Source organism: Butyrivibrio sp. AE3003, from assembly GCF_000686065.1.
In the GTDB taxonomy this organism is placed as follows: domain Bacteria; phylum Bacillota; class Clostridia; order Lachnospirales; family Lachnospiraceae; genus Butyrivibrio; species Butyrivibrio hungatei_A.
The window spans coordinates 1,950,272-1,964,341 of record NZ_JMLX01000001.1 but is presented as its reverse complement, the minus strand read 5'-3'; the positions used below and the strand labels follow the sequence as shown (position 1 = coordinate 1,964,341).

Below are 14,070 nucleotides of genomic sequence, written 5' to 3'. Positions count from 1 at the left end.
GGTTTTTGATAGAGTATCATGCGGACGACTACGGGCTTTTTCCCGAACAGAGTCGTCATATTATGGATTGTTATCACAAGGGGGCGCTCAATGGCATAAGTATCATGCCCAACAGCCCGTATTTAAAAGAGTGTATGGATGCGATCTCGGATATAAGAGAGAAGCTTTTTGTCACCGTACACCTTAATTTTGTTGAGGGCAGGCCTATCAGCGGAAACAGGGCGGATCTGCTTGTGAATGAGAGGGGAAATTTTGACTGCGGTTTTATCAAACTTCTTTTGGTGAGCTATATTCCTTTTTTGAGAAAGGCGTATTACAGGCAGATCAGAAGAGAAGTTGAGACGCAGCTTCGCGCATGCGGTGAGTATATGAACGGTGGCGTGTACAGGATTGACGGACATGTGCATTATCATATGATTCCCGTTATCTTTGATGCGCTTATGGATGTTGTTAAGAGCAATAAATTTAAGGTTTCATACATAAGATTTCCGTATGAGGAAGTGTCCGTTTATTCCGGAAATATACTGAAACTCAAGGGGCTTAGGCTTGTAAATCTTGTTAAAGTGATGATCCTGAACGCGCTTGTTGTAAGGAACAAGATGAAATACAAGACTTTTTTGAAAGGACTGGGCTTGGAAAATAAGCTGTTCATGGGCGTAATGCTTTCGGGGCATATGTTCTATGACAACGTCAGGGCATGTATTAAGAGCGCTGCGGATATCCTGGAGAAAAGAGGGAATGATGAGATGGAGATTCTTTTCCATCCGGGTGATGTAACCGTGCCTGCAGATGTGGAGAGGCTTACGAGTAGGGATGATTATGATTTCCTCACAAGTCCGAACAGGATGAAAGAGGCGGAAGCGCTTAAAAAATTTGGAAGTAATCTTAGCAGATGATCTGCGAAAAGGTAAGTTATGGAAATTAACAAGAATGTAGAGGATGACGGTGTCATCTTTATGTCAATAAAAGAGAATGGTGATGGCGACGCGGAAGCTGTCGGAGGTGCGGGGGATGTTACCATCCTTGCGATTGAGAGCTCATGCGATGAGACTGCGGCTGCTGTTGTGAGGAACGGAAGAGAGGTACTGTCGAATATCATTTCTTCCCAGATCGCGCTTCATACGGTCTATGGCGGAGTTGTGCCCGAGATTGCTTCGAGAAAGCATGTTGAGAAGATCAACGGTTGTGTTCGTGCTGCGCTTTCCGAGTCGGGGCTGTCGCTTAACGATATAGATGCTGTTGCCGTTACCTACGGGCCCGGGCTTGTGGGAGCTCTTTTGGTAGGAGTTTCTGAAGCAAAGGCTATCGCATATGCAACGAAAAAGCCTCTTATAGGCGTTCATCATATCGAAGGACATATTTGTGCGAACTATATCGAAAACAAGGATTTAAAGCCGCCATTTGCGTGTCTCGTGGTATCGGGAGGGCACTCGCACCTTGTTATCGTAAGAGATTACGGCAAGTACGAGATAATCGGACAGACCAGGGATGATGCGGCCGGAGAAGCTTTTGACAAGGTCGCCAGGGCGATAGGACTCGGATATCCCGGCGGTCCCAAGATCGATAAGGCGGCAAAAGAGGGAAATCCGGATGCGTTTACATTCCCTCAGGCCAAGATCGCGGGTGCAGACTACGATTTTTCTTTTAGCGGACTTAAGTCATCAGTGCTTAATTATATTAATCAGGCCAAGATGCAGGGACAGGAGCTTAATCCCAATGATGTTGCGGCTTCTTTTCAGAAAGCCGTTGTACAGGTGCTCGCAGAGCATGCGATAAGAGCGTGCAAGGAATACGGCATGGACTGTCTTGCGATTGCGGGAGGTGTTGCATCAAATACCGCGCTCAGGGAGCTCTTGGAAAAAGAATGTGCGGCCAATAATATAAGATTCTGCAGGCCTTCACCGGTGCTTTGCACGGACAATGCGGCGATGATCGGAGCTGCGGGGTACTATGAATTCATACAGGGCAAGACTTTCGGGCTTGACCTTAATGCTGTACCGAATCTTCCGCTTGGAGACAGGGAGAGAAGGTATCACGCGGATAAGAACAGATAAAGATTGGAGATGCCATGAAAACTGTGGCTGTTGTGCTTGCTGCCGGTAGCGGTAGCAGGATGAAAAGTGATGTTAAAAAGCAGTATCTTGATATAGGCGGAAAGCCGCTTATTTACTATTCATTGAAGGCTTTTGAAGAGAGCCCTGTGGATGATATTGTGCTTGTTGTATCACGCGGAGATGTTGAATTTGTCCGCAGTGAGATTGTTGAAAAATTTGGATTTGATAAGGTTAAGGTTATCGTTGAGGGCGGACTTTACCGTTATCACAGTGTTCGTCTGGGGCTTATGGCAGCAGAGGATGACTATGATTATGCTTTTATTCACGATGGGGCAAGACCTTTTTTGACCAAGGATATTATCTTAAGAGCACTCGACGGAGCAAGAAACTACGGCGCGTGCGTTGTCGGAATGCCTGTAAAAGATACCATTAAGATCTGTGATGAGGACGGATTTGCGGTTTCCACGCCAAACAGAGACAGGACATGGATGATACAGACGCCGCAGACTTTTTCTTTTAAACTCATAAAAGATCTGTACATGAGGCTCGACCGCGAGGAGGAAGAGCTCATCGCAAAGGGCGTCAATATTACCGATGATGCCATGGTTGTCGAGTATTTTACCGACCGCAAGGTCAAGCTTGTTGAGGGTTCGTACAACAATATCAAGATCACGACACCGGAGGATATTCCTGCGGCGGAGGCAATTCTGGGGAAAAAGTGAAGTGGAAAAAGATAAGATAAAAGTATTGATGATCGGTCCCGACCGCAGCGTTCACGGCGGTATTTCGGGACTTGTAAACGGTTATTATCACGTAGGACTGGATGAAAAGGTTAATCTGAAATATATAGGGACAATGAAGGAAGGCACCAAGCTTAAGAAGCTGTTGGTGGCTTGTTTCGCTTATGCACGTTTTTTTCTGTGCGTGGGAAGATACGATGTTGTTCATGTGAATGTCGCGTCGGATAACAGTTTTTGGCGGAAAGCTCTTTTTATCAAATGTGCAAAGCGCCGTGGGAAGAAGATTGTAATACATCAGCACGGCGGAAACATAGAAGAATACTATAAAAAGCTGGATGAAAAAGGAAAAGAGAGCGTCAAAAGTATCTTTGGAATGGCAGATGTATTGCTGGTGCTGACGGATAAGCTGAACGACTTTTTTTGGAACAATCGTGGATAAGGCGAAGATCCGGATTCTTCCAAACGGCGTGAGCACGCAGGATGTGGATGTTGATGTGACGGAAAAGGACTATACAAAGATTCTTTTCCTCGGAAGAATATGCAGAAACAAGGGAATGAGCGAACTTTTTGCGGCGATGGACGAAATTCACGAGAAGAGGCCTGAGATCACGTTGTATCTGGGCGGCATCTATGAGGATGACGAATACAGAAGCGAAGTGGAAAAGAGATCTTCATACGTGAAGACACTTGGCTGGGTAATGGGAACACTTAAGGATGAATGGCTTGATAAGTGCGGGATCATGGTGCTTCCGTCATATTTTGAGGGATTTCCGATTTCCGTAATTGAGGGAATGCTCCACGGATGCGCCGTTATCTCAACTGATGTCGGCGGTATTCCGGAGGCAATCGAGGACGGAGTCTCGGGAATTCTGATAAAACCGAAGGATGTTAAGGGACTCAAGGATGCAATCGCGAGTGTTGCGGGCGACAAAGAATTTGCGGAAAGATTATCGAGAGGCGGAATAAAAACCGCAAAAGAAAAATTTTCTTTGGAAAAAAAATCTGCAAAAACTGGTCGAAATATATAGAAATTTGTGCTGAGTAGTATAAAAAATGTGAATCATATTGACAGGCGTAAAATCCAGTAAAAATGGGAATTGTACGAAAATTTCAGACAATTTTATGCAATACAAAAACTCGATTTGACGTAAAGTGAAAAAAATTAGAAAAAAAATTGAAAAATAGGGTTGACATAAGAAGTACCCTTTGTTAATATAATTCTTGCGCTGCGCGAGATGCGACAGCAACTCAAACAGAGCGTTATCTCATCTGAGGTAATAAAGTTTTTACTCGGAGCGATATCGAAGCGGTCATAACGAGGCGGTCTTGAAAACCGTTTGGCGGCAACGCCACAAGGGTTCGAATCCCTTTCGCTCCGCTTTAATTATGAACACGCTGTTAATAACATACTTGTTGTTAATCAACTATTTTGCAGAAGTACTCAAGTGGTTGAAGAGACACCCCTGGAAAGGGTGCAGGTCGTTAATAGCGGCGCGAGGGTTCAAATCCCTCCTTCTGCGTTGCCTTACGCAATCAGTAAGGATCATAATTAGAAGTACCTTGACAAATAAACAGTAATGCAACCCTGAAAGATTCCAAGAGAATAATTCAGAAAAAATGTAAATTAACGGACAGAACGAAAAGCCAAGCTTAAGTTCTTAGCCGGATTAAACTTTTAAACGTGAGAGTTCGATCCTGGCTCAGGATGAACGCTGGCGGCGTGCCTAACACATGCAAGTCGAACGGAGATTTAACGCTGATGAAGCTTCGGCAGATTCTTGTTAAATCTTAGTGGCGGACGGGTGAGTAACGCGTGGGCAACCTGCCTCATACTGGGGGATAACAGCTGGAAACGACTGTTAATACCGCATAAGCGCACGGTATCGCATGATACAGTGTGAAAAACTCCGGTGGTATGAGATGGGCCCGCGTCAGATTAGCCAGTTGGCAGGGTAACGGCCTACCAAAGCGACGATCTGTAGCCGGCCTGAGAGGGCGGACGGCCACATTGGGACTGAGACACGGCCCAAACTCCTACGGGAGGCAGCAGTGGGGGATATTGCACAATGGAGGAAACTCTGATGCAGCGACGCCGCGTGAGTGAAGAAGTATTTCGGTATGTAAAGCTCTATCAGCAGGGAAGAAAGACTCGTAAGAGAGATGACGGTACCTGACTAAGAAGCCCCGGCTAACTACGTGCCAGCAGCCGCGGTAATACGTAGGGGGCAAGCGTTATCCGGATTTACTGGGTGTAAAGGGAGCGCAGACGGCTTAGCAAGTCTGAAGTGAAACCCCACGGCTCAACCGTGGGCTTGCTTTGGAAACTGTTAGGCTAGAGTACTGGAGAGGTAAGCGGAATTCCTAGTGTAGCGGTGAAATGCGTAGATATTAGGAGGAACATCGGTGGCGAAGGCGGCTTACTGGACAGCAACTGACGTTGAGGCTCGAAGGCGTGGGGAGCAAACAGGATTAGATACCCTGGTAGTCCACGCGGTAAACGATGAATACTAGGTGTTGGGTGTCATAGACATTCAGTGCCGTCGCTAACGCAATAAGTATTCCACCTGGGGAGTACGTTCGCAAGAATGAAACTCAAAGGAATTGACGGGGACCCGCACAAGCGGTGGAGCATGTGGTTTAATTCGAAGCAACGCGAAGAACCTTACCAGATCTTGAGATCCGGATGAATACAGGGTAATGCCTGTAGCTCTTCGGAGCATCCGAGACAGGTGGTGCATGGTTGTCGTCAGCTCGTGTCGTGAGATGTTGGGTTAAGTCCCGCAACGAGCGCAACCCTTGTCCATAGTAGCCAGCAGTAAGATGGGAACTCTATGGAGACTGCCAGGGATAACCTGGAGGAAGGTGGGGATGACGTCAAATCATCATGCCCCTTATGATCTGGGCCACACACGTGCTACAATGTCGTAACAAAGGGACGCGACCCCGCGAGGGTGAGCAAATCTCAAAAATAACGACCCAGTTCGGACTGTAGGCTGCAACCCGCCTGCACGAAGCTGGAATCGCTAGTAATCGCAGATCAGCATGCTGCGGTGAATACGTTCCCGGGTCTTGTACACACCGCCCGTCACACCATGGGAGTCGGAAATGCCCGAAGCCGGTGACTTAACCGTAAGGAGAGAGCCGTCGAAGGCAGGTCTGATAACTGGGGTGAAGTCGTAACAAGGTAGCCGTAGGAGAACCTGCGGCTGGATCACCTCCTTTCTAAGGAAAAAGCGGAATCGAAGTAAGGAGTTGTATTACTGTCTAGAGGTCAAGTAGTAAGTGACGCCTCGGAACAATGTTCCTCGGTCGCGGCAAGGCCGCTTATAATCTGCATGATTATGTCAGATTATCAAGCAAGCTTGAAACTGCCACAATCATACAGATTGCACTTACCAAAGCTTCACGAAATTTCCGGTGGTGATGCGCTATGGGGTAACACCCGTTCCCATCCCGAACACGACGGTTAAGACCATAGCGGCCGAAAGTACTATGTGGGCAACTGCATGGGAGGCTAGGTGGCTGCCGGATTAAATGGGGGTGTAGCTCAGTTGGGAGAGCACCTGCCTTGCAAGCAGGGGGTCAAGAGTTCGAATCTCTCCATCTCCATTAGTCAGCAAAAGCTGACGATTTGTACCTTGAAAACCGAATACTGAATGAAAGATTTTAATCAGAAACTACGATTAAAAGACATCGAAAATCCAGAAACAATCAAGATTTTAGTAATACGATACGAGATGATAACGCTATATCATCAGTATCAGAGAATAGTTATCGAAAGATACGACTGATTCTATACAGCTAACCGCTTACCGGAGACGGTAAGTAAAAAATGGTTAAGCTATGTAGGGCGCAGGGCGGATGCCTTGGCACTAAGAGCCGATGAAAGACGTGATAAGCTGCGAAAAGCTGCGGTGAGATGCAAATAATCTATGACCCGCAGATATCTGAATGGGGCAACCCGGCAGAGAAGACCTCTGTCACTTTAAACTGAATCCATAGGTTTAAAGAGGGAACCCGGTGAACTGAAACATCTAAGTAGCCGGAGGAAGAGAAAACAAAAGTGATTCCGTAAGTAGCGGCGAGCGAACGCGGAAGAGCCCAAACCAGGGAGCTTGCTCCCTGGGGTTCGGACTGTATAATCGATGGAAGTTGCTAGTAGAAAGGGAATGGAAAGTCCCTGCCAGAGAGAGTGAAAGCCTCGTATACGAAAGCGACTGAAGCGAGACAGTATCCAGAGTAGGACGAGACACGTGAAACCTTGTCTGAACGTGCGGGGACCACCCCGTAAGGCTAAATACTCCTTAGTGACCGATAGCGAATAGTACCGTGAGGGAAAGGTGAAAAGGACCCCGGGAGGGGAGTGAAAGAGAACCTGAAACCCTGTGCCTGCAAGCTGCGAAAGCACTATCTAAATGAAGTGTGATCGCGTACTTTTTGTAGAACGGTCCGGCGAGTTATGTATGGAGGCGAGGTTAAGCACTTAAGGTGAATAGCCGAAGGGAGACCGAGTCTGAATAGGGCGACTAGTCTTTATACATAGACCCGAAACCGGGTGATCTATCCATGGACAGGATGAAGCGGCCGTAAAAGGCTGTGGAGGTCCGAACACACATCCGTTGAAAAGGGTGGTGATGAGCTGTGGATAGGGGAGAAATTCCAATCGAACTCGGAGATAGCTGGTTCTCCCCGAAATAGCTTTAGGGCTAGCCCTGTATCAAACCTTTTGGAGGTAGAGCACTGAATATCCGCGGGGGCTTCACCGCTTACCAAAGATTATCAAACTCCGAATGCCAATAAGGTGGTGAACAGGAGTCAGACTACACGAGATAAGTTGGGTAGTCAAAAGGGAAAGAGCCCAGATCTACGGCTAAGGTCCCAAAGTACGTGTTAAGTGGAAAAGGATGTGGGATTTCATAGACAGCTAGGATGTTGGCTCAGAAGCAGCCACACATTCAAAGAGTGCGTAATAGCTCACTAGCCGAGAGGTCCTGCGCCGAAAATTACCGGGGCTGAAACACGACACCGAAGCCTAGGGATGGTATGTATCTACGGGTACATATGATCGGTAGGGGAGCATTCACAGGGGCGTAGAAACTGTACCGAAAGGAGCAGCGGAGCGCTGTGAAGAGAGAATGCCGGAATGAGTAGCGAGATGAAGGTGAGAATCCTTCAGGCCGAATATCCAAGGATTCCAGGGTAAAGCTGATCTGCCCTGGGGAAGTCGGGACCTAAGCTGAGGCCGAAGAGGCGTAGGCGATGGACAGCAGGTTGATATTCCTGCACTTGTATATATCAGAACTGTGGGGACGCAGGCAAAAGGGATGAGCCGGGGAAGGAAGAACCGGTCCCGCAAGGGGGAACGAATTTTAGTAGTGAAGCATCAGATATGACTGCCAAGAAAAGCCACTATAGCGTATATACAACCCGTACCGTAAACCGACACAGGTGGATGAGGAGAGAATCCTAAGGCCGACGGGAGAAGCATTGTTAAGGAACTCGGCAAAATGTCCCCGTAACTTCGGGATAAGGGGAGCCTGAGCAATCAGGCCGCAGAGAAGAGGCTCAAGCAACTGTTTAGCAAAAACACAGGTCTATGCGAAACCGAAAGGTGAGGTATATGGGCTGACGCCTGCCCGGTGCTGGAAGGTTAAGAGGAGAGGTTAGAGCAATCGAAGCTTTGAATTTAAGCCCCAGTAAACGGCGGCCGTAACTATAACGGTCCTAAGGTAGCGAAATTCCTTGTCGGGTAAGTTCCGACCCGCACGAAAGGCGTAATGATTTGAGCACTGTCTCGGCAATGCACCCGGTGAAATTGAAGTACCAGTGAAGATGCTGGTTACCCGCGCCAGGACGGAAAGACCCCATGGAGCTTTACTCCAGGTTGATACTGGGGTCCGGTATTATATGTACAGGATAGGTGGGAGACTATGAGTATGTGGCGTCAGCTGCATATGAGTCGCTGTTGGGATACCACCCTTATGATGCTGGGCTTCTAACCAAGGACCATTACCTGGTCCGGGGACAATGTCTGCCGGGGAGTTTGACTGGGGCGGTCGCCTCCGAAAGAGTATCGGAGGCGCTCAAAGGTTCCTTCAGAATGGACGGAAACCATTCGTAGAGTGCAAAGGCAGAAGGGAGCCTGACTGTGACACCGACGGGTGGAACAGATACGAAAGTAGGACTTAGTGATCCGGTGGTATGAAAGTGGGATTGCCATCGCTCAACGGATAAAAGCTACCCTGGGGATAACAGGCTTATCACTCCCAAGAGTTCACATCGACGGAGTGGTTTGGCACCTCGATGTCGGCTCATCGCATCCTGGGGCTGTAGCAGGTCCCAAGGGTTGGGCTGTTCGCCCATTAAAGCGGTACGCGAGCTGGGTTCAGAACGTCGTGAGACAGTTCGGTCCCTATCCGGCGCGGGCGTAGGATATCTGAGAGGAGCTGTCCTTAGTACGAGAGGACCGGGATGGACGGACCGCTGGTGTATCAGCTGCATCGCCAGATGCATAAGGCTGGGTAGCCACGTCCGGACGGGATAAACGCTGAAGGCATCTAAGCGTGAAGCCCCCCTCAAGATGAGATATCCCTGCTTTAGCAGTAAGACCCCTTGTAGAGTACGAGGTTAGATAGGCACAAGGTGTAAGCATGGTAACATGTTCAGCTGATGTGTACTAATAGGTCGAGGGCTTATCCAAAAGATAGGTGTATAGATAAATCTGGAAGAGATAATTCAGTGTTCGGTTTTGAAGGTACAATGAGAGTCGTAAAACGGCTCTTTATTTTTAGATGTACCGATAATCCTCCTTAGCTCAGTCGGTAGAGCATTCGGCTGTTAACCGAAGTGTCGTTGGTTCGAGTCCGACAGGGGGAGCTAAGTACTAAGCGAAGGAAGTTTGGTACTAATGAAGACTGTAACTACGGTCTGTAATATGGCTCCGTGGTCAAGCGGTCAAGACATCGCCCTTTCACGGCGGTAACACGAGTTCGATTCTCGTCGGAGTCACTTGTTTGTTCTTGTTATATTCAGTTCAAACATTTTATTTTTTCAGGAGCTTTAGCTCAGTTGGTTAGAGCAACCGGCTCATAACCGGTCGGTCCCGGGTTCAAGTCCCTGAAGCTCCACTCGGTTTTATATTAGAACCATCCCAGATAAATAAGGGGTCTTAGCTCAGCTGGGAGAGCATCTGCCTTACAAGCAGAGGGTCACAGGTTCGAGCCCTGTAGGCCCCACTCGCGATATGTGCTATGCATATCGCGAATTTTTTACCATCATAAATATGGTATGCCGGCGTGGCGGAACTGGCAGACGCCCGGGACTTAAAATCCCGTGGGTAGTAATACCCGTACCGGTTCGATCCCGGTCGCCGGCAGTAATGTGTTGAGTCGTAAACTTAGATGCTATCTGAGTTTGCGGCTTTTTTCTTTGTTTTATTCAATGGTTCCATTTTGCTCCAAAAGGGTTCCACGTATTGAAAATACTGAGGTTCAGCGAGATATATTGCGTACAATATTATGCATTGTTTTTGCATGAATATTAACCTATACTTAGAGCATTCATTAGTTGGTTTTCAATACCTTCAGGTTCTGCAACAGTTTCATAGATATAATGTTCTGTCATGGCACGATTTGAATGTCCTAAAGTTTTTTGTAAATAGGCAATATCTACACCTGCGGCGCGTAGTGTTGATGCAACAGTGAAGCGTAATTTGTGGCTTGAAAGATAAGGAACACCTGCATCAGCGCAATACTTTCTAAGACGCTCATTAAAAGTATCATTGTTGATTGTTCTTCCATGGCACATGAAAAGATACTCTCCGTCTGGATTAAGTTCATGTGCTTTTTCAATGATTGCTAAAGCTTCTGGTACCAGATAGATTTCCCTGACAGAAAAATGAGAATTTCCTTTTGGAAGTTTTTCATTTATATGTCTGGGAGCTTTAGTTACTTTCATCTTTTTGGTATCAATTGAGTATACTGATTCTTCAACAAGCTGGTGTTTGATAGTAAGTATATTTCCACGAATATCTTCATATCTGATTGCTCGTAGCTCACCAACTCTGAAGGTTGAGTAAAGCGCAAGTTGAATAGCTAAAGTATATCCATCCTGTTTAATTGATTTTAAGTGTTTTAAAAGAGCATCCCTGTCTTCGAGGTGGAAAGCCTTGTTGATATGCCGTGGCTCCTTAAACTTAAGTTCTGTTGTTCCTATGGATGGAATAAAGTTTAAGGGTATGTATTCATTTTCAGCAGCATATATAAAAACGCCATTTAATGCTGATTTTCGATTTACAAAAGCTTTTCTGGTAATTAGCCCTGGACCAGTCCATCGCTCAAACATATACTTTATGTCTTTCTTCTTGATATCAGCAATCTGCATTTGTGCAATTGGCTCATTTTTAAAGACATTTTTTAGTAATGTAAGATCTTCCTGAATAGTCTTATTGGATTTAACACCATGCCTTATACGCATATCAACCCATTCAAGATAAACTTCTTCAAAAGTATGAGAAAAGAAAAAGTTATAAAGCTTTTCAACTAATTCTTCTCGGCTTTTAGCACTGAATGTAGGATTTTTACTTTTCCATCTTCCATCTGAGCCTTTATAAAATAATTCCTCCTTTGCGCGCGGATGTGCAGTTCTATAGACTTTTTCAACAAGTTTAGTTTTTTTCTTTGAGATCATATTTAAAATCTCGCCGCCATCGCCTGCAACGAGAGTAGCAGATTTTAAAATTTTATTCAATTGAGAAATATCTCTGGATTCTTCTTTATCTTCTTCATTTACGATACATTGAAGTTTCTTAATTTTGAAATTATTGTGATAACTTGATGCAAAAACAGATGGAGGAGTACTTGCAATTGCATCTTTATTGACATTATTCAATTGTAAGCACCTCCTTATCAGTTTTTTATTCATCAGCTTAAGAAATAATTGTTTTTATTTAAAAGTCACATAGGCCTTATATAAGGCTGAGAAAAACATGATTAAAGCCATGAAATATCAATAATTAGGCACATAGGCACGATTTTTGAAATCAATGAAGATTTTATATGGGTAAAAAGAAATTGATTAAAAACGGATGCCTTTCTGCCTTTTAGTTTTTGAAGGGAATATCTTTTAACGTGTGGATAGCGCATATTCCCTTATATCCACGGGCTGTTTTATTATCAATAGACGCATTTTTTAAATATTTGAGCCCAAGTTTATCTGCACGTTGTCGTAGTTCTTTCGAAAAAGAGCTTTCGGAACGAATCTTGATAAGATTGTCATTGCCCCATAGGCAATATGCTTCATATAGCTCTTTGGTAGTCGCAATGGCATTTTTATCAAATGTGATATATCCTTCAGATTCAAAGAAATCAAGAATGCTGTCTTCCTCTCTGCGCAACTCGGCTTGGTTTTGTAAAGTTCGTTCGCTTATAGTGAAGTGAAATTCATTTTTGATAAGTCTTTTCAAGCCTTCAAGGCACCATAGAGCTATTCCTTCAGTTTCTTCGGATAATTTTGCAGAAAGATTTCTGTCATCAACTCTGTTTTTGCGATTTTTCTTTTACCCTGATGGTTATTTGTCTGCGATAGAACCCGTCGGATTTATCATACAGAGAACTGAGCGAACCATTTCCGAAAGCCATAATTCTAACATTTAGATAACCTTGATAACTTTGCTTTCCTTTGCGCTCAAGATTCATTTTATCTTCCATGGTTACTACAGCTTTTATAACTCCGGTGTCAGTAAGAGCTTCCATTTTCATATCATCATCAATCATAAGGAGCATCCCTTCCTGATCTGCCAAACTGAATCTGTTATTTGCCAGAGTGCTAATGCTGCATATAGTCATGTTGTTTCCGAGAAGGTTTCTGCATACGAATCCGACTCTTGATTTGCCTTCTCCACCGTTTCCGATTAAGAGCAACATGGCTTGGGCTTTTGTCGTTGGTATAAGGATATATCCCATAAATTCTTGTAGAGTATATATGTCTTCAGGATAGAGTAGTTCGTCAAGAAAACGTAACCATCTGGTTGGAGGGACAGCGTCTGAATTATAATTAACCGGTAATCTGTTAGAGCAGAATTCTTTTTCGGGAACAAAACCACCGTCAATAAAATATGTTCCATTTTTAAAATGAATCCTGTCTGTATGTTTAGGAATAATCTCACACATGGATTCATATCTCAGCGCATCTAATATTTGTTTGGCTCTTTTGACAATATTTGTTTTTACATATGGCTTAAGGGCATCAACGATTTCTTTTTTGAGTTTTTCCTCGCTGATAATTCCGTCAATGTCATAAAAGATTCCTCCGACATATTTAAGAGGATGTTTGCTGATGAACCAAGTACAAAATTCTACTTCATCAATCTTATTATTTTTGTTGTCATACCAGCTTGGAGTTTCATTTGTAAATTCAAATTGTTTGGCAACATCAAGCAGAGCTCTCTTTGTATTTTCATCTAAGTTGTTCCATTCGTTTTTCAATAGTAATAACCTTCCTTCCATAATTTGTAATAAAAAAAGCCCTGTCAGAAATATTTCCGTAAAGTAGTGTGTCTAACAAATACTCAACGTGATCTATTTCTTCCAGAGCTTCGCAAAAGTAAGGATGCCATTCGTCGTTTTCATCCTTTGGTGCATATTCAGTTTTCCATTTTTTTAACAGCTGTAGATAATCTGTCAAAACAAGAAAAATATGTTTTTCTGTTTCGTACAAAATCTGTTCGTCTGATTTTGATCGCGATTTGATTTTGGAAGAAGCATGATAATTTGTATCAAACGATAATCCAAAATCTTCACAAATCTTAATTGCAGAATTTTTTGCATTAAGATGAAAATAGTCGGAGACAAAATCTATCGCATCTCCTTTTTTACCACATCCAAAACAATAGAAGCGTTTATCAATTTTCATGCTTGGATGTTTGTCATTATGGAAAGGACACAGACACATTCAGTTGTGATTAATTGTAATTCCATAACAATCGGCAACCTGACGGGCTGAGATATTTGATTTTACAATGTCAAAAACAGACTCTTTTTTAAAGTTAGGTGATTTAATGCTCATTTCTATTCAACCTCCTTCAAATACTGGAGTGGCGCCGCTTCTCAAGAATCCCTACGAGGGCTATAAAAGAAGTGGCAAGCAGTGCATTTGTGGGACAAATGCAATTTTTTGCTTGTTAGGGGAACTTCCCCAAACCCCTCACAACGGAAAAATCCGTGACGGCGCATTCGCTTAGGTTTGCATTTTTTTCTGAATGCGTTTTTCTTAATTGC

At 44.6% G+C, this 14,070-nt stretch carries 9 protein-coding genes, 8 tRNA genes and 3 rRNA genes; 16 read left to right on the top strand and 4 right to left on the bottom strand.

The window, feature by feature from the left end; translation table 11 throughout:
* Positions 1 to 5 precede the first annotated feature (5 nt).
* The 16 genes from CD00_RS0109490 to CD00_RS0109415 all read left to right on the top strand — a co-directional run bounded on the left by CD00_RS0109490 (position 6) and on the right by CD00_RS0109415 (position 10,169).
* On the top strand, positions 6 to 896 hold the full coding sequence (locus tag CD00_RS0109490) for a ChbG/HpnK family deacetylase (RefSeq protein WP_026655740.1): 891 nt from the start codon (positions 6 to 8) through the stop codon (positions 894 to 896).
* Between the two features lie 60 nt (positions 897 to 956).
* Positions 957 to 2,054 (top strand): tRNA (adenosine(37)-N6)-threonylcarbamoyltransferase complex transferase subunit TsaD, encoded by a 1,098-nt coding sequence (gene tsaD, locus CD00_RS0109485; RefSeq protein WP_051594287.1) that lies wholly within the window; start codon positions 957 to 959, stop codon positions 2,052 to 2,054.
* Positions 2,055 to 2,068: 14 nt separating this feature from the next.
* Positions 2,069 to 2,776, top strand: a complete 708-nt coding sequence (ispD, locus tag CD00_RS0109480) for a 2-C-methyl-D-erythritol 4-phosphate cytidylyltransferase (RefSeq protein WP_026655738.1) — start codon at positions 2,069 to 2,071, stop codon at positions 2,774 to 2,776.
* 1 nt (position 2,777) lies between these two features.
* Positions 2,778 to 3,233 (top strand): hypothetical protein, encoded by a 456-nt coding sequence (locus tag CD00_RS0109475; RefSeq protein WP_026655737.1) that lies wholly within the window; start codon positions 2,778 to 2,780, stop codon positions 3,231 to 3,233.
* Positions 3,226 to 3,822, top strand: coding sequence for a glycosyltransferase family 4 protein (locus tag CD00_RS0109470; RefSeq protein WP_026655736.1), 597 nt, complete (start codon positions 3,226 to 3,228; stop codon positions 3,820 to 3,822). Before CD00_RS0109475 ends, CD00_RS0109470 begins: the two co-directional genes overlap by 8 nt.
* Before the next feature lie 264 nt (positions 3,823 to 4,086).
* Positions 4,087 to 4,172, top strand: a tRNA-Ser gene (locus tag CD00_RS0109465).
* A 53-nt stretch (positions 4,173 to 4,225) separates the two neighbouring features.
* Positions 4,226 to 4,314, top strand: a tRNA-Ser gene (locus CD00_RS0109460).
* A gap of 157 nt (positions 4,315 to 4,471) precedes the next feature.
* Positions 4,472 to 6,016: ribosomal RNA gene (locus tag CD00_RS0109455) — 16S ribosomal RNA — on the top strand.
* A 191-nt stretch (positions 6,017 to 6,207) separates the two neighbouring features.
* A 5S ribosomal RNA gene (rrf, locus tag CD00_RS0109450) occupies positions 6,208 to 6,325 on the top strand.
* 5 nt (positions 6,326 to 6,330) lie between these two features.
* Positions 6,331 to 6,403 (top strand) — tRNA-Ala (locus CD00_RS0109445).
* A gap of 225 nt (positions 6,404 to 6,628) precedes the next feature.
* A 23S ribosomal RNA gene (locus tag CD00_RS0109440) occupies positions 6,629 to 9,494 on the top strand.
* Together the 16S, 23S and 5S rRNA genes with 8 tRNA genes alongside form the textbook arrangement of a ribosomal RNA operon.
* 103 nt (positions 9,495 to 9,597) lie before the next feature.
* Positions 9,598 to 9,670, top strand: a tRNA-Asn gene (locus CD00_RS0109435).
* A gap of 60 nt (positions 9,671 to 9,730) precedes the next feature.
* Positions 9,731 to 9,802: transfer RNA gene (locus CD00_RS0109430), tRNA-Glu, on the top strand.
* 45 nt (positions 9,803 to 9,847) lie between these two features.
* Positions 9,848 to 9,921, top strand: a tRNA-Ile gene (locus CD00_RS0109425).
* Positions 9,922 to 9,956: 35 nt separating this feature from the next.
* Positions 9,957 to 10,029: transfer RNA gene (locus CD00_RS0109420), tRNA-Val, on the top strand.
* A 54-nt stretch (positions 10,030 to 10,083) separates the two neighbouring features.
* Positions 10,084 to 10,169: transfer RNA gene (locus tag CD00_RS0109415), tRNA-Leu, on the top strand.
* Positions 10,170 to 10,333: 164 nt separating this feature from the next.
* Here CD00_RS0109415 and CD00_RS19305 read toward each other — a convergent pair.
* The 4 genes from CD00_RS19305 to CD00_RS17900 all read right to left on the bottom strand — a co-directional run bounded on the left by CD00_RS19305 (position 10,334) and on the right by CD00_RS17900 (position 13,744).
* A complete protein-coding gene (locus CD00_RS19305; RefSeq protein WP_051199153.1) occupies positions 10,334 to 11,683 on the bottom strand; it encodes a tyrosine-type recombinase/integrase in 1,350 nt (449 codons plus the stop codon).
* A gap of 211 nt (positions 11,684 to 11,894) precedes the next feature.
* Positions 11,895 to 12,257, bottom strand: a complete 363-nt coding sequence (locus tag CD00_RS20665) for a hypothetical protein (protein WP_242838951.1) — start codon at positions 12,255 to 12,257, stop codon at positions 11,895 to 11,897.
* Between the two features lie 67 nt (positions 12,258 to 12,324).
* Complete coding sequence (locus CD00_RS17905; RefSeq protein ID WP_242838950.1) at positions 12,325 to 13,278, bottom strand: DUF5906 domain-containing protein; 954 nt, start codon at positions 13,276 to 13,278, stop codon at positions 12,325 to 12,327.
* Positions 13,250 to 13,744 carry a CHC2 zinc finger domain-containing protein gene (locus CD00_RS17900; protein WP_255346801.1) on the bottom strand — a complete coding sequence of 165 codons (495 nt, stop codon included), beginning with the start codon at positions 13,742 to 13,744 and terminating at the stop codon, positions 13,250 to 13,252. The genes CD00_RS17905 and CD00_RS17900 overlap by 29 nt, the downstream gene beginning before the upstream one ends.
* Between the last annotated feature and the right edge of the window lie 326 nt (positions 13,745 to 14,070).

What these genes read in the sequence shown, in the direction of transcription:
- tsaD (WP_051594287.1), top strand. Translation starts at nt 957, where the DNA reads ATGTCAATAAAAGAGAATGGTGATGGCGACGCGGAAGCTGTCGGAGGT.
- ispD (WP_026655738.1), top strand. Translation starts at nt 2,069, where the DNA reads ATGAAAACTGTGGCTGTTGTGCTTGCTGCCGGTAGCGGTAGCAGGATG.
- CD00_RS17900 (WP_255346801.1), bottom strand. Translation starts at nt 13,744, where the DNA reads ATGTGTCTGTGTCCTTTCCATAATGACAAACATCCAAGCATGAAAATT.